Here is a 19223-nt window from a genome sequence, read left to right on the forward strand (position 1 = left end):
CAAACTGCTCGGTGAGATGTCCCCGGACGGTATTGGCGTGTGGCGAGTCGCCGGTCGTTTCGCAGACGTGGTTGATTGAGGTCCCGCCGGCGCTGGCGCCGGCGAGAACCTCGTACAACGTCTCTGTCGTGACCTTGACGTCATCACCGAGGTCTATCGCAAGCTCTTCGTCGAGGCTGTTGACGACAAAATTAAGCAGGTGCTCTTCCTCTATTTCGCTGTCTGCTTCGGGTTGTTGCACATCCTCCCAAAGCAGACACTTCCTCTAACCCGATGTGATCGACTGATTCTTTGACAAGCGCCGGCGTCTAGTCAGGTGTTCGGAACGACAGATTTTGTGCATGAGACGAGTAGCTAACCGGAGTTGCTCACCAGCGTTGAGAGGATGTCACAGAAGACATCCGAGTTCGAGCCGGCCATCAGGCGGCTCGAACGCCAAGCTGCCGAATTGATACACAAAGACACAGATCTCCTGGCTGTTGTCAGTGAGTTTGCGTTCAGCGATACACCTGTTTCTGGTCCAGCTGAAAACGAGTGGGAGGCGCAGTACGGATACCGTCCAATGGTGCGAGCGTTCTACTGCAAAGAACTCGCGGGATACACCACCACAGAACTGTACGAGTACCTCGCCGACGCCGAGCATGCGCGCATGCTCGGCTTCAACCCCGACCGATTCGCTCCTGGCAAGACTGCTCCAGGCCGAACCACACTTGGCCGCGCATGGCGTGATCGTTTCTCTGATCGCCTCAAATCCTTCATCACACAGTCTGCAGAACGCATCCTCGCGGTTGCCCACGACATGGGCAACCCGCTCGGAATGCGTGCACTTGAACCAACTGACAAAAGCGACTGTTCGAACCGCTCAGAACAGCGCTACATCACCGAGAAAGCCAAGGATGTAACCAATGCACTCTGCCAGATTGTCTTCCCCGCGATTGACCTTGATCGTCCTGACGACGGAACGCAGTATGCCGATACTGCGTTCCTTGACCTCCAGAGCTATCTCGGACTGACCGGCACAGCTGCCAATCAAGGCAGCCAGATGTTCGACGAAGAAACCACACGTGACGGGGGTGGCCCTGCTGGTGATACGCACCTCCAGTACATCAAGCAACTCGACGCGATCGAGATCGCGTCGATGGTCAACGGCGCGATTGGCAGTATGATGTGGGCTGCTGAGCAGTACTATTCGATAGATCGCCACGCCGACGTGGCGATCGACATCACCTACGTCGCATACTACGGTGACCGCGATGAGTTCCAGATGAGTACCGGCGCGCCACCAAGCAAGTCGTACTCGTGGTGTTACAAGATGGCAACAATCTCGGTTGTTGGTGAAGAAGTGAAATTCACGCTCGGGATGCGGCCGCTCCGCGGCTACATCCCTCGAAGCGTTCTCGTTGAGCAACTGATTGAGATAGCAAGCGACCACGTCTCGCTCGGAACGGTGTATGCCGATGCCGAATTCGACGGCATCGGCGTCATTGAGGCACTTGAAGAGGAGAACCTCTCGTACCTGATTCGGAAGTCATCAGACGACCGTGTTGACCGGTTCGTTGCCGACATGGAACAGGACGTAGCGGTCAAACAATCTCACGAGATGGATAAGAAGATTGGAGGCGAGACTGTGACGGTCACTCCGACGTTGGTCGGAGTTCCCTCGACCCGGAAAGAAGACACGACGGTTGTGTTCGTGACGAACCTCACAGTGAGTGATGGAACAAAGGCGGCACGCGGGCGTACCCGCCGCGTCGTGGGGCGGTACGCCCGCAGGTGGGGTATTGAGAACAGCTACAAGTCAATCAAAGATTTCCTGGCATGGACAACGTCGCGGAACACGGCAGTAAGAGTGTTCTACTTCGGCTTTGCAGTGATTCTCTATGATATGTGGTTGGTTGTTGACCTGCTGGTACAAACCAGTCTCAACGTCGAGCAGCGACTGAAACCGCGCGTGCCTGCACGAACGTTCCTGAATATCGTGCGCAAGGAGATGCCCGTGACGTAGGCGTTCCGCCGGGCGGAACGCCGACTCGTGAGAGACATCTCTACGCAGTCCGGCCATTTTCGCCCCACTATTCGTCGAAATCAGCGGTTCGTTCCATTGCTTCCCCAAGCAAAATTCAATCCAATATTATTCCAACTATCTAGCTATGATATTAAATGTCGCTCACCAGCGGCTGATGCACATTCCGAACACCTGACTATCACGCCGGCGCGTCAAAACCGATCTCTTTGGATGATTCGTGGACTGTGTGTTCAAATTCTTGCTGCTGTTTTTCTGATAGCTTTCGCTTTCGACCAGATCGGTGAGCATCAGTTACAGCTTGTTCAAGCGGTTCGTCAGTATCGAGTCGGTTGAGCCAGCTGTAGATCGTTCGTCGGCCGGTGTCGTGCCACTCGGCAATTTCAGTCTGTGTGAGGTCGTTTTTGTACGCGATCGCAGCTAACAACCGTTGCATCGGCTTGTTTCCGTCGACGTTGTCAAGCGCGTCTTGGAGTTCTTCGACGGAGATCTCGTCGAGATGATCCATTAGGTACTGTACAGCACTCCGTGCCAAAAGTTCTAGCGGCTACTATAGTTCAATCGACACAACGTTGTTTACAACATCTAAATGGGATACCTCATAATATCGGTGGCTTACTCACGGTAACCCAAGTCTCTGAGCCGGTCTGAAACAGTTTCCATTTCAACTCCGTTTGAAGATTGAATATTGCTCCTTCGTATATTTCGACGAGAACCATGTTCGTGAACAAGCCACGGAACGCGGACGACAGGATCATCGTACAGCCCCCGAGGGTGTCCATACTCTTGGATTGGAAGGGGCGAGGCCCGTTCGCCGACGTAGTTCCCGTGATCTGCTGTAACGACAGTCCTCCCAGACAGATCCGTCAACAATTCTTCTACATACTTGAGTACGTATTGAAGGTTATCGACATATATCGCCCAAAGTTCATCACGTGATATATTGAGTTCGCCTTTGAATTTCTGATTCCATACGTTCTCGCTTGATGGCCCGTCTCCCTCGCCGTCGATCTGCTGGAGATGCTTCTTGTCGAAGTCTGTCTCTGCGGGGACAAACGGGTAGTGTGGTTGCATATAATGGACGACAAGGCGCTTGTGCGGGAACTGTTCAGCAGCTTCCAGTGCCGCCTCAGTCATCGTTTCAGCGCGGACGGTTCCCGTCTCGTCGTCCCAGCCCTCGTCAAGCCAGACATTGATTGTCTTGTGGAGCTGGATGTCCCATCGATCGCGGTTCTCTTCGAGTTGGGGATTGGCTGTCACGTAAACTGTATCGCGGAGGTCTCGTCCGTCAAAGTTTGCCCGCAACCACTCAACCGTCGAGGAGCCCTTCGAGACGCGAGAAGAGAGGGTGCCTTCGAGTTGGCTAGTCGATTCGAACATATCGTATCGACAAGCGTCGAGGACGACAAGTGTGTCCCAGTCTTCGTCGAAAACATCGACTCCGACTGTATTTTCTGAACGGAGTCCCGCTCGGCGATAGAAGAGACGATTGAATCCCCGTACGAAGAGTCGAGGGTTTGCCACAGCTCGTAAAAAGCGGTTGGTCGTTTTCATAGTCTATCCTGATATGTCATCAAATATAACCCCATCGAGTAATACCTGATCGTTACAGTCATTCTTCAGCATCGAAGCCTTTCAATTTATTGCCTTGGCCTCTTTGCGAGGTCGTGTTTAGTTAGCAGCATTGTGCCAGACGACGAAGGCTTGTAACCACGTTTCGGCAGTCTCTGGTTCGACGTGACTGAAACAATTTGAGAACGAGGAGGTTCGTCGTTTTACCTCTCAAAAGACACGTTCGATGCTGTTGCGATTTCCGTGGAGTTCGTATCTGAAATCGAGGCCGTGTCGTTGCAGGGCTGTTTGGAGCCAGTCGGCGTCATCAACGAGAAACACGGCGTCGACGTCGTGTTTCTCGCGGAGTTCGTGGAGGAAAATTTCGGTTAATCCAGTCGTGTACGTAGAAAAGAGGCGGATATGGAGAAAGATGTTTGTCTCGGGATCGACGGCAGCGTACAGCCAGTATTGCTGATCGTTGATGCGAATCACGCTCTCGTCGAGCGCAACTTGATTCGGAGCTGCACCGCCGTCGGGCTGTAAATCGGCTTTCTGCACCCAATCGTGAACGGCTTTTCGAGAGCGTTGGACACCCAAATTATCAAGAGCAGAGATGGTATTCGAAAGTGATAGTCCTGCCACGTGCATCTGAATACCAAGCTTCATCGCGTGCTCGGGTGTCCGTTCGCGCTCCACAAAATCCAAATCTATCCAGTCAGTACTTCCGCTGAGGCGTGTGATTTCTGCCATGGACAGCTGAAATCACTCTCGCCTCACTTTTTACGATTAACTAAACACGACCCTTTGCGATATCCGTGGATCGACGTGAGTGAACATAACAAACCCCATTTAAATATTCAGGGATACACGAACCATCTCTTAGCAGCACATTTATTTTTATCAGGTTTATATGAATTATTATGTAATTTGAAGTTAAGTATGGGCTTCCTAGGATTGAACACCCACTCTCCAATTCAACACCATCTTTAGACAGAGATGCAGTATTTTGCCAAGGAGACAAAGTAACGTCGGCGGAGAAGAAGAGTGAATAAAAAAGACTGAAGTGAATATACAAAATAGCGACAGTCGTGTCAAGCATCGTTCGAGGGTTTATTTCTATTTTCGGAGGTAAATCCGTATCGCTCTTTTTGAGCCTACTCATAACCCCTATTCTCGTCAGAGTGCTCGGTAGTGGTCTATACGGTGATTATGCGTTCCTGCTATCGGTATTGAGCATTACTATGATTCTCGTCAATGCAGGTATTTTTGACGGTACTCGGAAATATATGATAGAAGATAGAGAAGATCCGTTCTGGAAAGAACACGTTTTTGGATTCTATTTCCGCGTCGCACTTATTTTGGCTGTGTGTGCTTCGATTGGTTATGGCCTGTTCGCTTGGACAGAGATCCCGAACACAATATTTGGGGACAGATTCAGCACATATTTTTTAGTTTTGAGTATACTTATTATATCAGATCAGGTTCACTCGCTTACCCGCGGCGGATTGATGGGGTTACATTTAGAGAGTCGCAGTGAGCCACTCAAGATCTTAAGGAGGATGTTATTCGGGCTATTTGGTATAGCCTTAGCTGCGCTAAATTATGGTGTCACGGGTGTACTTGTAGGCCAGATCATTGCGAGCGGAGTAGTTGCGCTCATATCACTCTTAGTTATTTTCAGGAGATTGAATTCGAGAGAAGTAATCAAAGGAGTTCCATCAGACCTTCCAAGAAGAGAGATACTGTCGTTCAATAGCCTGAGTGTAATCTTAATCCTGTTAACAGCATCATTACAGCACACTGATATCCTTCTACTTCGGTCTATATATAACAGTCAGATCACTGGTTATTACAAGGCAGCTCTTGTCATCACTGAATTCCTTTGGTTCGTGCCATATGCATTACAAACAGTACTCCTGCACTCCTCATCAGAACTGTGGTCAGAAAATAAGACAGAACAAATCACAAGTTTGGTAGCAAGGACGACCCGATACAATCTCTCTCTAACTGTTCTGCTCAGTTTGGGCCTTGGCGCACTTGCTTCAGACTTCGTCCCATTATATTTCGGGTCTGAATTCAAATCTGCGATCCAGCCACTACTGATCTTGTTGCCTGGCACATTAGGATTCGCACTGGCTCGTCCGATCTTCGCCGTCGGGCAAGGAAAGGGAGATCTCGGGAAGTTGATCGGGGCGACTGGTTTCGCTGCAGTGATGAATCTAGGATTGAATGTACTATTGATCCCAAAGTATGGGATGGTTGGGGCCGCCGCTGCAACCAGTGTGAGTTATGGATCGATGCTGTTTTTTCATATCGTGGCCGCACGCAGCATTGGATTTAATCCGGTAGCAGATGTTCGCATGGCAAGGGTCGCTGGAGCGGCTGTAGTCACAGCAGCCATCATTTTCCCACTCTCTATGCTGATTGAGTCTGGAATCATATCCTTGCTAATCGTTCCACCGACCGGTTTCGTAGTGTATGCCGTTTTGACAATCAAGCTCGGTATTGTATCTCGAAACGAACTACGGACACTTGCTGATCGATTGCCAATATCCGTGTCACAATATTTGTGAGGGAGAAGAGCGACAACAAAGAACTCATACTTAACCACCAATACCCACACCCCTCGCACCGAGTGAAAACTCACATCGACTCGAAATCCTCAAGCACTTTCACCACGATGTCGGGATCACGCAGTAGTCGGTGCTCTAGATAACTCCCTTCACCCTGTCCGCCACCGGTATGGTTGGATTCCGTCACGCCGAGAAACGCCTGTTCTTTAATCAGCCGATACACGCGATCCTCTGATAGTGTTTAAGGAAGATATTTACCGATAGGAGTAGTAGAGTCGGTAATGGGTCGGCTCGATGGAGTTGTGCTTGAGGAACTCTACGAACTCAAAGAGGAGATCGACGAAGGGAAGCCGCGAGAACGTGTTCTCGCGGCGATCGGGCGCAAGCAGGACGATCAGCTGGATACACTGGCCAAACGGCATGGCGTCGTTGAGAAAACGATACGCAACTGGCTCGATCGGTTCGAGGAAGAACCGATCGAGCAGGCCCCTTACGATGCTCCTCGACCAGGAGGTCCAGCAAAGATCGAGGGAAAAGAGCGTGAACAGCTGTTCGAACAGCTGCAACAGCCGCCAACTGAACTCGGATACGACCAGCAAGCGTGGTCAGCGAAGCTCTTGCTTCACCACGTCAAAGAGGAGTACGGCGTCGAATACCACGAAAACTACGCCTACGAGTTGTTGAGAGAGGCCGGGCTGTCCTTTAGTGATTAACGCAACTTCTGGATGAAACCGCTGAGATGGGTCTCGATCCACGAACCCGCGAAACTCAACTGCTCGGTCAATTTCCCGAAGACTCTATCGAGGAGGGCGCGGTACTCAGCCGCGCCCTCCACGATCAGGGGTGAAGACTCCCATTTGAGACTCTTCCAGACCGGCTCGATTGGGTTGAGGTGCGGTGAGCCGATTGGGAGAAAGATGAGGTTGATCCCGAGTTCGTGGGCGCGTTCTCGCGTGTGCGCACAGACGTGTGCCGAGAAGTTGTCCAAGACGAGCAGAATCCGCTGACCCGGATTCTGCTCGCGTATCCCCTCGAAACACGCGCAGATCTGTTCTTTCTCTTGGTTAGGGATGAACTGGAGGACACTCTCACCGTTGAGTGCATAGAACCCGGCCGCTGGTGTGTCGATTTTCACCAGCGGCCGGGTGATCGTCGGCTCGTTCACTGTGTAGAGTCGTTGGGAAGTGTCCCACGGTTGCGGGTGCGAGATATCGAAGAAACCTACGGTCGTGCCACCGTCTGTTCGAACATCGTCGTCAACTGTCCAGTCCTCGTTACTGTCGTCCTCATCTCGTTTGTTGTGTGGTTCGTCTGTTTCATCCTCGGCGAACGCGTCGGCAACGCGTTCGTCGAGGATTTCTGCAGCGTTGTCTGGCCTGTCGGGCCTCTCGGTACGCGGAATCGCGTACGAGAGGCCCAGATCGTCCAGCAACCGTGGCAGGTAGTTCGGGTGGTATTCGACATCGAATTCGGTGTTTATGAGATGCTGTATCTCCTGTTTCTTCCAGGGTTCGCCCGCTTCGAGCAGGTCAAGAAGCCGTTCCCGTTGCTTGTCATTGAGCTTCGGGGGCCGACCGCCCCCGAAGCTCGGGGCGAGCAGTCCCAGACCGCCCTTGTTCCAGAGTTTGGCCCAGCGACTCCCGGTTGATTGAGACATTCGAACATCGTCGGCTGCATCTTCTAGCGTTGCACCCTTGTACAGCCGTTTGACGAAGGTGAGCCGCTTGCTCACCTTCTCGCTATCAGTTTCGGTGAGCAAACGGTCGAGATCGTCCTCACTGAGGTGACGGACGATCTCTTTCTCTCGTCCCGTCATTACTCTACTAACTCAGAGTACACCTAAATCTTCTGTGACCCACTATGCGGACAGCCCGGCCTCAACACCATGAGGCTAATCCCGGGGAGAAGGCTGAGTTCGAAGAGACAGTCCAAAAAACGGCCGGAACTGAACGAGAAAACCGTCGTTGTCGTCGATCAATTCACCAAGCACGTTGGAACCGTCCAGCGGCGTGGCTGGTACCCAATCGGGTCAAATCCGACGATAGAGACAGCAACGTCATGGGGGTCAGTGACAGTGCTGGGCGCTGTCACCGACGACGGTGACAGCTTCTACTGCTGGACAGAGGAAAACTTGACCAGATTCCACGGGATTCGGCTGTTAGAGGCGTTGAAAGAATGGTTCGGCGAGGAGTTAGTGGTGTTTCTGGATCGAGCGGGCTACTTCTATGCGAGGGATCTCTGGGAACACGTGAGTGGAGAGCGCGAGACCGAAACTGTCGGAGACAGTTCGGTCTCGCGCGTGTGCGGGGATGATCTCGAAGTGTGATACTTCCCGTCAAAACTTCCCGAATTGAACGCTGCCGAGGGGTGCTGGGACCAATTGCAAGAGTGGTTCAATTACCGCCTTATGCCAGATCTCTCGACGCTGAAAGAATATATTCCACAGGAATTGAGCGCAATCGCCGAACCAAACATCTGGCCGTATCTCACTAGTAAACCTTCGAACTAAAAACTATTAGTTCTTATTGTTATAATTAGTCGTCCCGAGATGGCTGTAACCCAAGCTCGTATTGCGTTTTTCTCATATCTCTCTTACACGGTGAGTAGGACGAACTGATGGGTGTCACCACGGTTGTCACCGGCGATAAGTCTCAAAACGTAACCGCAGCGGGCGCTATTTCGTGAGATCCGAGAAATGCTGGATGAGTCTGTTGACTCCTACAGAGACATCTTTCGTTGCCATCCGCGAAGTCGCTTAAAGTTAGCTGATAACAGGCGCTAGTCTCACTTCCTACTGCGCTGCTTGTCCGCTGACGCGGACTGTGGTGTCGCCTGAAAAGCAGAGACTTTTGGGATTGCGATAATCTCCGATTCTCGGACGACTCCGTGTGGAAGGGGAAGTAGTGTCTGCAGTTACCGAAACCACTAAATCTACAGTACTCCACCGACAGACCAATGACAGATACCGAGCGTGTCGAGCAAGCGGCGCGCTCATTTCTCGCCGACCGTCCCGACCACGAGGACACGCTTGAAAAGCTCCTCACACACGAACAGGAGCACGGTTCGTGGGAGTTCGACGATGCGCCAGTAGAGTCCGGACTGTTCGGTGAGTTAGTCTCTCGGGAGTTCGTCGAGAACACCGCTGACGGTGGCTATCGATTCACCGACCGACAGGCTGTCAGCGCGGCCCTTCACGAGGACAACCCCACAGACACGCAGCCAACAGCACAGACGAGTCTCGGTTTCACCATCTCGCTTCCGTCGGTCGACCGTCGGGTCCTTGCCGGACTCCTCGGCGGACTCCTCCTGGTCGTTGTCGCCCGTTCGCTATTCTTTCAGTCGGTGTTCACTAACGGTCGGATTGTCTCGCCGGCAAACGATTCGTACTTTTTCCGGTACTGGCAGGCGGAACTGCTTGCGCAATCGAACGGTCTGTTCGATCTAAATACGCTCTCAACGGTCGGCGAGGTAACCAATATTCGACCGCTCACGCATGTGCTGTACTGGTGGTTCGCTGAGCTATCCAGTGCACCGGGCCTCGTGGCTGCCCTCGTCCCCGTTGTGACGAGTGTAATCGTTGGCGTCCTCATATACGAACTCACACAAAAACTCACTGCTGACCACCGAATCGCACTTGCTGCCGTAGTTCTGTTCGCGCTGACGCCCGCTCACGCTACTTACACCGCGCTTGGCTTCTCTGACCACGGCCCGTACCAGTACCTCTGGATTGGATTGATGATTTATGCGCTAGGCTGGCTCGCGATGGATGTCTTGGAGCGCTCCCGGGGCGGCGCAGCCAACCCGGCGTGGGCACACACACGCACTCCTCGAGCCTGGGGTGTCGCCGCCCTACTCACTGTTGCTGTTGGCGCGCTTGCACACACGTGGGGCGGGTCGCCGCTGTCGTTCATCCCGATTGCAGTCTACGTCGCCGTTCGTGTCATCGCGGACGTCAAGGAAGGCGTCGATCCGCTGGTTGGAAACCTCCCGGCCCTGGGCGGAATCACTCTCGGGAGTCTGTTTGCACTTGGCGCGCACGTCCGCTGGGGCTGGCATGAATCCATCGCTGCGACAGTCCCGGTCGCGGTAGCTGTCGGTGCGCTTGCAGTCGCAGTGCTCGCACACCTGTGGTTTCGGGTCGACCTCCCGGCGGGAGGACTACTAGCTGCAGAGGGGGTTGTTGGGGTGGTCGGAGTCTTGTTCTTCCGGTGGTTCCGTCCAGATGATGTTGCGCGTCTGGTGGAGCGATCAGATGCCTTCTTCAACCGGGAGACGGCAACGGAAACTGCATCGCTGTTCAGTCTTGACCAGGCGATCATCCTGGGGCCGATGGGCCAGATTGGAATCGGGTTCTATCTTGCGCTCGTACCACTCCTGGTCGTGACATACTACGTAGTTCGCAACTACGAACCGGGATGGCTGGTAGTCACGACGTTTACGTGGTTCTATCTCGCCATCGCAACGTTCCAGCTCCGGTTTGCAGCGAAGTTCGCGATTCCCTGTGCTATCTTCGGCGCTGTCGGCCTCGTCTACGTACTCGACGCGGTCGATCTAGCCCGACCCGTCTCGCTGTTTGATGGCGACGCCCCGGACGGACGGCCACTCGAACTGCCTGCCACTCCGACGGTCGGGGTATATCTCGTTGGCGCTATCGGGCTCGTCCTGTTGCTGAACCTGATATTTGTCCCGTCATTGCTGGCACAGATCCAGTACTCTGAGGGGCAGATTGATGCCGTCGACGCGATCGACAATCACGCTGAAGAGCTGAACCGAACGTACCCCGAGAACTTCGTGTTGAGTGACTGGGGCGACAACCGGATGTACAACCACTTCGTTAACGGCGAATCTCGCGGGTACGGGTATGCAAGGGGCAGATATGAGCCGTTCATTTCTGATACGAATCCGGACGAGTATTTTGATCAGTTCAACAACAGGGTTGGCTACGTCGTCATGACTGACACGGAGGCCCCTGCACAGACCGTCCAGGCGAAACTCTTCGAGGAGCTCGGCGCGGGCAACGAGTCGGTCGCCCACTACCAACTTATTCACTCAACCGACGACGTCCGTGCGTTCGCGCTCGTCAAAGGGGCAGTTATCAACGCGACTGCGTCGCCAGGAGAGACAGTCACTGCCCGTACCAACGTCACCACCGAAGGCGAATCGTTCACATACGAGCGGATAGAGACAGCCGCCGAGAACGGAACTCTCAAGATTCGTGTCGCCTACCCTGGCGAGTACGAAGTCGGTGAAACGACCGTCACGGTAACCGAACAGGATATCTACGAAGGACGCGCCGTCTCTTCGGATGGCTGACTGCCCGCGGAGTGTGCAGTGTCTCCGAGGGAATCGGACGAAAAACATAATACTGCCCGATTACACCATTCATTTGACGGTCGCAGTGCTGGGCTGCTGGTGTCGGTCACGTCACGGGTGAACTGGCCAGCACAGCAGCGACGACAGAACACGCAACAATGGGAACGTCACGTCGCATGCGGTTCGTCCACGGACAGATCGCCTGGATGGTGGCGACAGTACTCGTACTCGCCGTGCTTGGCTCGCTTGCCTACGAGCTATTTTTCGTGATTTCACTGCTGGGGTTGTTGATCGTAACCGAACTGACTGCTCCGATTTCGATTACGCCCGCGTGGCGACGACGGTTGCGCTGGCTCATCTTGCTCGGCCTGCTCGGATTCGCGTACGTCGTTGTCCGCCGGATTCTGGAGATTATCCCGTCGGGGGTGCTCTGAGAACCCATGGTACGGGCGTCCTGGCTCCCCGAGGGCTGGCAGGTGAGCGTCCCGCGTGCACTGCTCGTCGCGCTCGGTTGTACCGTGTTCATCGCCGTTTTACTGCTGGCAACGGTGTCGACAACCGCTTTTGGTCTGTACAACCCCACCTGGGAGGGAACGAGTGACCTCCGCGAACAGATCGACACCGGGTCGGCGACCGAACTTGATGTGATTACCGACACGACAGAGTACGACACGCTCGATTCCGACGAGACTGTCGCATTCGTTATCGCACCCGACGAACCGTACGACAGCGCCGCCGCCGAGCAGATGCGTCAGTTCGTCTCACGTGGTGGGACAGTGGTCGTCTTCGAGAACTTCGAGCCACAGGGGAACGTGTTGCTGTCGGCCCTCGGCGTCGACACACGGTTCGACGGTCGGGTAATTCGTGACGAACAACAGTATTTCAAGGGACCGGAGATGCCACTCGCGACGACGGTCGAGAACCACACGCTCACGACTGGGGTCGACCAGCTCACGTTGAATCTGGCGACTGCGCTCGAACCTGGCAACGCGACGGTTCTGGTTCGGAGCAGCGAGTTTGCGTATCTGGTTGATGACCCGGACGAGGGACTCGACGACGACGACGAGTTGGCGACCTATCCGGTTGCGACAGTCGAGTCCCTTGGGAGTGGGACCGTCGTGGCCGTCGGGGACCCGAGTATCACGATTAACGCGATGGTCGGCGAACCCAACAACGCTGCCTTCCTCGAACAGTTGTATAGCGGTACCGACCGCGTCATGTTCGATCTCTCGCATCAGGGGAGTGTGCCACCGTTGACGAGCGTCGTCCTCACGATTCGAGAGACGCCGTTGCTTCAGACCCTTCTGGGCGGGATTGCCATCGTGACCGTTGCTGGTGTCTCTCGCGGACAGACTCGTCGCCTGCGCGATCGACTGCACCGGACGACCATCTGGGAGCAGTTACGACAGCGAACTGGCCGCCGACTCGCCACTGACCGCCAGACGATGGCCACAGACGAACGGGCTGCCTACCTGCGACAGCAACATCCCGACTGGGACGAGGACAGAATCGAGCGTATAGTGACAGCATTTAACCGCACCAAAGAGCAAGACAGCAAACGAGAATGAGTCGGGAAGAAACATCGATCGCTGGGGACCGTCGCGAAGAGGGCGACCCCAGAGCGCTCTATGAAACGATTTCGGCCGAGATGCAGCAAGTCCTCGTGGGCAACGAACAGGCCGTCGAACGCCTCATGGTCGGGCTGTTGACCCGGGGACACATCCTTTTGGAGGGTGTTCCGGGGGTTGCAAAGACGACGCTCGCGAACCTGTTCGCACAGGCGACCGGTCTCAACTACAGCCGCGTCCAGATGACGCCCGATATCCTCCCGGCAGATATCACGGGGACGTACGTCTACCGCGAACATACCGGCGAGTTCGAACTCCAACGCGGCCCGGTGTTTGCGAATCTCGTCGTCGCCGACGAGATCAACCGGGCGACGCCGAAGACACAGAGCGCACTGCTCGAATCGATGCAGGAGCGAAGCGTCACGATTCGCGGGGAGACACTGTCGCTCCCGGAGCCGTTCATGGTTATCGCCACACAGAATCCCATCGAGATGGAGGGCACGTTCGAACTTCCGGAAGCACAGCGCGACCGGTTCCAGCTCAAGCTGACAATCGACCTGCCCGAGCGCGATATCGAGCGCCAGATTGCCGACCGGTTCGACGACAACCCACAGCTGGGCCCCGACGATATCACGCAGGTCGTCGACAGAGAGTCGATACTCGCCGCACGCGACACCGTCCAGGCGGTCCACGTCGCCTCTCCAGTCGTCGACTATATCCTCGATCTCGTGGCCGAGAGTCGCACCCATCCGGATGTCTCTCACGGCGGATCGCCACGGGCGACGCTCGCGTTGCTCAACTCCGCCAAAGCACAGGCTGCGATTCGTGGCCGTGCGTACGTCATCCCGGACGACGTGAAACTCCTCGCCGAGCCGATTCTTGCCCACCGCCTCGTCTTGAACACCGAAGCCGACCTCGGCAACGTCGCCCCGGACGAAGTCATCGCGGACCTTCTCGAAGATGTCGAGCCACCCGGTGCCGGCACAGACGAATTCAGTCTCGAGTGAGACTGTCAGTCGCTCTCGGTCTCCCAGCGGAGCGTGACCAGCCAGTCGGCTCGGTTGTCTTCGGTCACGTCGAGGGTGACCGGTCTGTCGAGTGCCGTCGCACAGCCAGCGGCGAGAAACGAGGTGAGTGGGTGGTCGAGTCGGTCGACGGCACCGAGCGCGCTCCCCGACACCCGGAACGTGAGACGGCCACCGCCGGGGTCGCGGTCGGTATCGACTGCATCTGCGAGTTCGAACTGCTCGACGACGCCTTCTGCCAGCTGGGTGGCGAGTGTGCCTGGACGGGCCGTGACTGACTCGCTGGCCGACTGTTCGAACTCCTCGAACAGCAACGCACCGGTGGCTTCGAGCAAGAGCCCGCGACTGCCAGCCGCCGTGACGACCGGCCCGTCATCGAGTTCCGGCAGGTCGTAGTCGGGTGACTGTGGCAGATAGAGCTGTGCACTCCGACGCTCGCTGGGGAGATACACCACCTGTTCGGCCAGCCCCAGTTCTTCGGCCAGTGCCCGATAGTTCGTCGAAAGCGCTGTCGACACCCGCTCGGTGACAGCCGCGGCGACGAACCGCGTCGGCGTCAGATACAGCGTGAGCACGCCACCGAACAGCCCGGTTCCGCCCAGCGCGAACAACACCTCACGGCCGTCTGCGACGAGCGCGCCGAACAGCATTGTCACGCCCCCGAGTGCGAGGAGACCGTAGGCAGTCCGTCGATATTTCGACTGCTTGGCACGTGCGTACTCGGTCCGGAGTCGGCGGTTCTCCTCTTCGAGCAGTTCGACCTGTGCCGCGAGTTCGAGGGTCTCGTCGTCTCTCTCTGCACTCTCATCATCGGTTTTTTCGGCGGGCATCTCTATCGGTTCGCTCTCGTTAGCTGTCATTGTGTATCAGCGCTCGTCTCTCGGTCGGTTCCGGTCGACACGACTCCAAGCGTTACCAGCAGGTAGCGGTGTCCGGCGTAGACCCCCACGCCGACGCCGAGCAACGATGCCATCGCAACCAACCAGGTCGCCAACAGGTCGGCGAGGAGCCAGACGCTAACGGCGAGAACTCCTGTCGAAACGAGGACGACAGCGACGAAGCCACCCCGGTAGAGCGTCGACGCGACGGGCGCGAGCACCAACATGAGCAGTGGCAGACCGATGAACGTGGCGACGAGTGGGCTCGCTGGCACGGAAACTGCTGAGACCGCGAGCACCGTTCCGGCCGCAACCGCGTACGGCGAGCCGAGCAGATACCAGACGACGCCCGTTAGGAGGCCGGCGACTGCGCCAACCGGGCCAGCAACACCGGCGAGTGTGGCTACGAAGAGGAGACAGGCTAGTGCCGAAGCTGCGTTGTAACGGCTGTTTGTCGGTACGAGCCGACTCTCTTCGTCCCACACCGGGGGACGGCGGAGGCTGGCAGACTGTCTGTTCGATGTGGAGACCGATTGGTCGTTTGTCTGTGACCTCTCGACCCCCGTGCTCATGCGCGCTCACCTCCGGTTGGGGAGGGTCGCCCGCCCCCGGCGAGAACGGCCGTGAGGCGGTCACCCGGCCCGACTTCGAGGGCAGTCACCCGGTCAAGTCGTGAGAGTTCGCGTCGGAACTGCTCGAACGTGACGTACTGCTCGTAACGGGCTTCGAGCTCTTCGACAGTGGCCGTCTCGTAGAGGACTGTCGGTGCGAGCAAGAGCAACACCTGGCCACCGTTCTGGGCGGCAAGCGTCGCCGTCTCGCGGAGTTCGAGCGGGTTCGAGTCGTCGGTACAGATGAGTGTGACCTGCTGGCCGGTCCGCCGGGCAAGGGCGGTCCGGACGGCACCGACCAGCGGTCTGTCCTCCAACAGCGTTCGGTACTGTTGCTGGGAGTCGTAGAACGGCCGGAGCGTGTCACCGAACTCCCCCTCGTCCGTTTTGAGTGCACTGAGTGACTTCCCGACACCCTCCATCCTCTGGCGGACGGAACTCACTTTCGAGCGGCCAGCGGTTCTGTCTGTTCCGGTGGGTCGGCCGGTCGTCGGCTCGAGCGAGAGCAGCGTCCGGCGAAGCGCATCGTACTGGCTGGGTGTCGTCGTCGGTCCGAACTGTGCGGTGATTCCGTCGTCTCCGACCGACACCATGCCCAGCGGGTCGTCGAGTTGTTTCGCGCTGTCGACGAGTGCGAGTGCGACCTCGCGGAGATAGGCCAGTTTCGTCTCCGCGGGTGGCCCCGTCGAGAGCGGGCTTCGGTGGTCGACGACCAGCAGCGTCTCCTGGTCGGTCTCGGCTTCGTATTCGCGGATATACGGCGTGTTGAGTCGTGCAGTCGCGTTCCAGTCGATACGGTCGGCTGCATCGCCAGCGGTGTACTCCCGTAGCTCCGCCGGCTCGACACCCGACCCCGGGTGGTCTGCGGCATGTTCCCCGTAGGCGAGCAGTGCCTGGTCGCCGCCCTCGCCGACGTGGACATTGCGTGGCCCACGGGGCTGGACGGTCACCGTCGCGGGCTCGCCGACCGGAACCGTCTGTTCGAAGAGGCCGTCTCCGACGGTGAGCGTCGCCTGCTGAAACTCGTGTCGACCGGCGACCGGCCACTCGACGTCGACCGTCGTCTCTGTCGTCGTCTCGCCGGGTTCGAGCGCGAGACGAGGTTGCTCGCCGGCGCTAGCAGCCGTCGGCACGCCAGCCCTGATGGTACACGCGAGGGCTGTGGGACGTGAGACGGTTGCAGTCAGCGTGACAGCAGCCGTCTCGTCGGTTCGGACGAGCGTCCGCGCCGGTCGCTGTCTCACTGTCAGCCCCGACACTAAAGTGGTACTCGCTCGATAGAAGAGATACTGCCGGGAGAGAATCCAGACACCGACGAGAACCGTGCCAAGCAACGGCAGCAGGCGGCCCAGCACAGCTGCTGACAGCCCCAAGACGACTGCGAGTGCTGCGACGCCCCACAACCGGCGCGTGGCCTCCATATGCTCTGGTTTCCCGGCACAGTGTTGAATGTATTGGTTACCCTACAGAGACGACCCGGCGGCAGGAGACAGACTTTTGACCTGACACCTGTTCCCTGAAGATGTGAGACGTGCCCTCGCCGGCGCCGTGATCGCCGTGGCGCTCCTGTCTCTCTCCGTCACTAGCGCCAGCGGTGCCCTACTGACCGAGACAGCCCAGCCGACCGTTCAGTGGTCTAGCGTGAGCGATGCCGACAGCGCTGCCCTCCAGCTCAACGAGACGAGCGCGGGCAACGAAACCGAACGTCACCGCAACCCCGACGACCGCGATGGCCAGGGAAACGAGGAGGCTGTCGTGTCATGGCTCTCTGGTCGTCTGGCCGGGAAGCTGGGCGACGGTGCAATCCAGATCAGCGAAGGACAGTACGAACTCGCCCGCGACGTGCTCGGTGGTGATTACGACGACCGCCTCGAACAGTTCGTCGACGTGACGGGTGGTGGCACTGAGGAAGAAGAGACACTCCGAACCGCTCGGGACAGACAGCGGGAACTCGCAGACCTCCGCCAGGAGTTCGACGAGACCCTGGCCGCATACGAGCAAGCTCTCGCGGACGGCGACACCGAGCGCGCCCGCGAACTCGCCCGCGAACTCGCCGCACTCGCCGACCGAATCGACGACGTCACTGCCGACCTCGACTCGCTGTTCGCGGAGATTGAATCGATTCTCAGCGAAGAGTTCTCCGAGACTCAGGAGACGGTGTTGAGGGTACGAAACGAGACCGTTTCGGAAGCTGACGCCATCTCAGAGGAGTTGTTCACCGAGACCGCGCTGGCTGTCGAGGCGGTGACCGAGCAGGCATCCTTTCTCGACCCGATTGTCCTTGACGGGCAAATACAGACAGTCGACGGCGACCCACTCGCAAACGAGAGCGTTCGCATAACTGTCGGTGGTACTCCCGTCACTGTCGAGACCGACGCAACTGGTGCCTTCCGGACCGAGTACCGCCCGAGAGAGTTAGCACTGGCCAGAGAGCGACTGCAGGTCGACTACGTTCCGGAGCCGGATTCGGTCTATCTCGGTAGCACAGACAACGTGACCGTCTCACTCTCCCAGGTCAAGCCGACACTCGACGTGGAGCCACTCACCGAGACGGTGAGCTACGGTGATAGCGTATCGATTACCGGCACGCTCGCTGCCCAGACTGTGCCCGTCGACGGTGTCTCGGTGCGGGCAACACTCGCCGGGAGTGAACTCGGGTCGATACCGGTCGGGAACGGCTCGTTCGATTCGGTTGTCGAGATTCCGGCGCGCGTTCCTGCTGGCGACGGGGAGTTCACCATCGAGTTACCGTTCGAGGACCAGGCGCTCGCGGGCGTCTCGAAGACTGTGACGGTCACCGTCGAGGAGACGGAGACGACGCTTTCGGTGGCCGCCTCACAGCGAAACGCCACCACACTCCGGGTGAGCGGACGCCTCGCTACCGTCGACGGTGACAGTGTCAGTAACCAGTCGGTCGCGCTCTCGCTCGATGGCGACCGCATCGGGACCGTGGCGACCAGTTCTGATGGCAGATTTGTCGACACCCTCGCTGTGTCGCCGCGAGACGAGGCCGAAGATGTTCAGCTCGTGGCTGTTTTCGATGGCACTGGTTCGAATCTCGGCTCGTCGCAGGCGCGTGCGGTGACCACAATCGAGCCACCCGCAACTGAGCCTGCTGGCAGCGGTGAATCCGGAAACGGTGCACTCTCGTCAATCGATGCTGTCAGCGAGGCCCCCGGAACGGTCGTGCTACTGTCTCTACTCGTCGGTGGGAGTGTGCTGTTGTTGGCCGTGGGGTGGTGGTACCGACAGCCCGATGTCGACGAGACCGTGACTCGCGAGGGTTCGACGGCCGACACCGGCTCGATAGGGAGTGATAGAGCGACCGTTCTCGATTCCCTGTTCGACCACGCGACGAGCCAGCTCGAATCCGGCGATGCCGACTCCGCGGTCCAGGCCAGTTATTCCGCGGTCCGCCAGCAGTTCGAAACGATGATTGAGGGTAGGGAGGCGCTGACCCACTGGGAGTTCTATCGGGTCTACGCCGACAGCGCCGAGGCCGAGGAGGAGGATGCACTCCGAGACTTGACTGAAGCGTACGAACGAGCCGTCTACAGTCCGGAAGGCGTCCAGGTCGACGAGGCCGCCCGGACTGTCGAACGCGCAAGACAACTCTGTACCCGGGCTGACGGTGGGTCAGTGACGGCCACTCACATAGCGGAAGAAAATCGCTGACCG

The 19223-nt window shown here is 57.3% G+C and carries 14 protein-coding genes and 4 pseudogenes; 9 read left to right on the forward strand and 9 right to left on the reverse strand.

Annotated features, from left to right (window positions below; all coding sequences use genetic code 11):
• A pseudogene (locus BLR34_RS15145) lies at positions 1 to 241 on the reverse strand (ISH3 family transposase); the annotation flags it as partial.
• Positions 242 to 385: 144 nt separating this feature from the next.
• Between BLR34_RS15145 and BLR34_RS15150 the strand changes: the two are divergent.
• Complete coding sequence (locus BLR34_RS15150) at positions 386 to 2005, forward strand: transposase (RefSeq protein WP_092704558.1); 1620 nt, start codon at positions 386 to 388, stop codon at positions 2003 to 2005.
• A 202-nt stretch (positions 2006 to 2207) separates the two neighbouring features.
• Here the strand turns inward: BLR34_RS15150 and BLR34_RS15155 are convergent.
• From BLR34_RS15155 to BLR34_RS15165, 3 genes and pseudogenes are all read right to left on the reverse strand, one after another.
• Positions 2208 to 2531: pseudogene (locus tag BLR34_RS15155) on the reverse strand (helix-turn-helix domain-containing protein); the annotation flags it as partial.
• Positions 2532 to 2638: 107 nt separating this feature from the next.
• Positions 2639 to 3403 (reverse strand): alkaline phosphatase family protein, encoded by a 765-nt coding sequence (locus BLR34_RS15160; RefSeq protein ID WP_092704600.1) that lies wholly within the window; start codon positions 3401 to 3403, stop codon positions 2639 to 2641.
• 291 nt (positions 3404 to 3694) lie between these two features.
• Positions 3695 to 4327, reverse strand: a pseudogene (locus BLR34_RS15165) (IS6 family transposase).
• A 338-nt stretch (positions 4328 to 4665) separates the two neighbouring features.
• On the opposite strand from BLR34_RS15165, the gene BLR34_RS15170 reads away from it, so the two are divergent.
• A complete protein-coding gene (locus BLR34_RS15170; RefSeq protein ID WP_245683240.1) occupies positions 4666 to 6150 on the forward strand; it encodes an oligosaccharide flippase family protein in 1485 nt (494 codons plus the stop codon).
• Between the two features lie 70 nt (positions 6151 to 6220).
• Here BLR34_RS15170 and BLR34_RS15175 read toward each other — a convergent pair.
• Positions 6221 to 6388: pseudogene (locus BLR34_RS15175) on the reverse strand (cell division control protein Cdc6); the annotation flags it as partial.
• 43 nt (positions 6389 to 6431) lie between these two features.
• Between BLR34_RS15175 and BLR34_RS15180 the strand changes: the two are divergent.
• On the forward strand, positions 6432 to 6863 hold the full coding sequence (locus BLR34_RS15180) for a helix-turn-helix domain-containing protein (RefSeq protein ID WP_092704562.1): 432 nt from the start codon (positions 6432 to 6434) through the stop codon (positions 6861 to 6863).
• Here BLR34_RS15180 and BLR34_RS15185 read toward each other — a convergent pair.
• Positions 6860 to 7966 (reverse strand): IS630 family transposase, encoded by a 1107-nt coding sequence (locus tag BLR34_RS15185; RefSeq protein ID WP_092704564.1) that lies wholly within the window; start codon positions 7964 to 7966, stop codon positions 6860 to 6862. The two genes, BLR34_RS15180 and BLR34_RS15185, sit on opposite strands and share 4 nt — an antisense overlap.
• A gap of 69 nt (positions 7967 to 8035) precedes the next feature.
• Here BLR34_RS15185 and BLR34_RS15190 point away from each other — a divergent pair, with 69 nt between their 5' ends.
• The 5 genes from BLR34_RS15190 (at position 8036) to BLR34_RS15210 (ending at position 14038) form a co-directional block, all read left to right on the forward strand.
• Positions 8036 to 8476, forward strand: a complete 441-nt coding sequence (locus tag BLR34_RS15190; RefSeq protein ID WP_245683241.1) for a transposase — start codon at positions 8036 to 8038, stop codon at positions 8474 to 8476.
• 629 nt (positions 8477 to 9105) lie between these two features.
• Positions 9106 to 11463 (forward strand): hypothetical protein, encoded by a 2358-nt coding sequence (locus BLR34_RS15195; protein ID WP_092704566.1) that lies wholly within the window; start codon positions 9106 to 9108, stop codon positions 11461 to 11463.
• Between the two features lie 158 nt (positions 11464 to 11621).
• Positions 11622 to 11897, forward strand: coding sequence for a DUF8044 family membrane protein (locus tag BLR34_RS15200; RefSeq protein WP_092704567.1), 276 nt, complete (start codon positions 11622 to 11624; stop codon positions 11895 to 11897).
• Positions 11898 to 11903: 6 nt separating this feature from the next.
• On the forward strand, positions 11904 to 13031 hold the full coding sequence (locus BLR34_RS15205; protein ID WP_092704569.1) for a DUF4350 domain-containing protein: 1128 nt from the start codon (positions 11904 to 11906) through the stop codon (positions 13029 to 13031).
• Positions 13028 to 14038, forward strand: coding sequence for an AAA family ATPase (locus tag BLR34_RS15210; RefSeq protein WP_092704571.1), 1011 nt, complete (start codon positions 13028 to 13030; stop codon positions 14036 to 14038). The genes BLR34_RS15205 and BLR34_RS15210 overlap by 4 nt, the downstream gene beginning before the upstream one ends.
• A gap of 5 nt (positions 14039 to 14043) precedes the next feature.
• Here BLR34_RS15210 and BLR34_RS15215 read toward each other — a convergent pair whose 3' ends face one another.
• Genes BLR34_RS15215 through BLR34_RS15225 form a run of 3 tightly spaced genes read right to left on the reverse strand, consistent with a single transcriptional unit; the run spans position 14044 to position 16966 of the window.
• Positions 14044 to 14916, reverse strand: coding sequence for a DUF7982 domain-containing protein (locus tag BLR34_RS15215; protein ID WP_092704573.1), 873 nt, complete (start codon positions 14914 to 14916; stop codon positions 14044 to 14046).
• Positions 14913 to 15506 (reverse strand): DUF8163 family membrane protein, encoded by a 594-nt coding sequence (locus tag BLR34_RS15220; protein WP_092704575.1) that lies wholly within the window; start codon positions 15504 to 15506, stop codon positions 14913 to 14915. The genes BLR34_RS15215 and BLR34_RS15220 overlap by 4 nt, the downstream gene beginning before the upstream one ends.
• Positions 15503 to 16966, reverse strand: coding sequence for a DUF58 domain-containing protein (locus BLR34_RS15225; protein ID WP_092704577.1), 1464 nt, complete (start codon positions 16964 to 16966; stop codon positions 15503 to 15505). The genes BLR34_RS15220 and BLR34_RS15225 overlap by 4 nt, the downstream gene beginning before the upstream one ends.
• A 103-nt stretch (positions 16967 to 17069) precedes the next feature.
• Between BLR34_RS15225 and BLR34_RS15230 the strand changes: the two genes are divergently transcribed.
• Positions 17070 to 19220 carry a hypothetical protein gene (locus BLR34_RS15230; protein ID WP_092704579.1) on the forward strand — a complete coding sequence of 717 codons (2151 nt, stop codon included), beginning with the start codon at positions 17070 to 17072 and terminating at the stop codon, positions 19218 to 19220.
• Positions 19221 to 19223 lie beyond the last annotated feature (3 nt).

The organism is Halovenus aranensis, from assembly GCF_900100385.1.
GTDB lineage: Archaea > Halobacteriota > Halobacteria > Halobacteriales > Haloarculaceae > Halovenus > Halovenus aranensis.

Coding starts and splice junctions, on each gene's coding strand:
- BLR34_RS15150 (WP_092704558.1), top strand. CDS start 386: ATGTCACAGAAGACATCCGAGTTCGAGCCGGCCATCAGGCGGCTCGAA.
- BLR34_RS15160 (WP_092704600.1), bottom strand. CDS start 3,403: ATGTTCGAATCGACTAGCCAACTCGAAGGCACCCTCTCTTCTCGCGTC.
- BLR34_RS15180 (WP_092704562.1), top strand. CDS start 6,432: ATGGGTCGGCTCGATGGAGTTGTGCTTGAGGAACTCTACGAACTCAAA.
- BLR34_RS15185 (WP_092704564.1), bottom strand. CDS start 7,966: ATGACGGGACGAGAGAAAGAGATCGTCCGTCACCTCAGTGAGGACGAT.
- BLR34_RS15190 (WP_245683241.1), top strand. CDS start 8,036: ATGAGGCTAATCCCGGGGAGAAGGCTGAGTTCGAAGAGACAGTCCAAA.
- BLR34_RS15195 (WP_092704566.1), top strand. CDS start 9,106: ATGACAGATACCGAGCGTGTCGAGCAAGCGGCGCGCTCATTTCTCGCC.
- BLR34_RS15200 (WP_092704567.1), top strand. CDS start 11,622: ATGGGAACGTCACGTCGCATGCGGTTCGTCCACGGACAGATCGCCTGG.
- BLR34_RS15205 (WP_092704569.1), top strand. CDS start 11,904: ATGGTACGGGCGTCCTGGCTCCCCGAGGGCTGGCAGGTGAGCGTCCCG.
- BLR34_RS15210 (WP_092704571.1), top strand. CDS start 13,028: ATGAGTCGGGAAGAAACATCGATCGCTGGGGACCGTCGCGAAGAGGGC.
- BLR34_RS15215 (WP_092704573.1), bottom strand. CDS start 14,916: ATGACAGCTAACGAGAGCGAACCGATAGAGATGCCCGCCGAAAAAACC.
- BLR34_RS15220 (WP_092704575.1), bottom strand. CDS start 15,506: ATGAGCACGGGGGTCGAGAGGTCACAGACAAACGACCAATCGGTCTCC.
- BLR34_RS15225 (WP_092704577.1), bottom strand. CDS start 16,966: ATGGAGGCCACGCGCCGGTTGTGGGGCGTCGCAGCACTCGCAGTCGTC.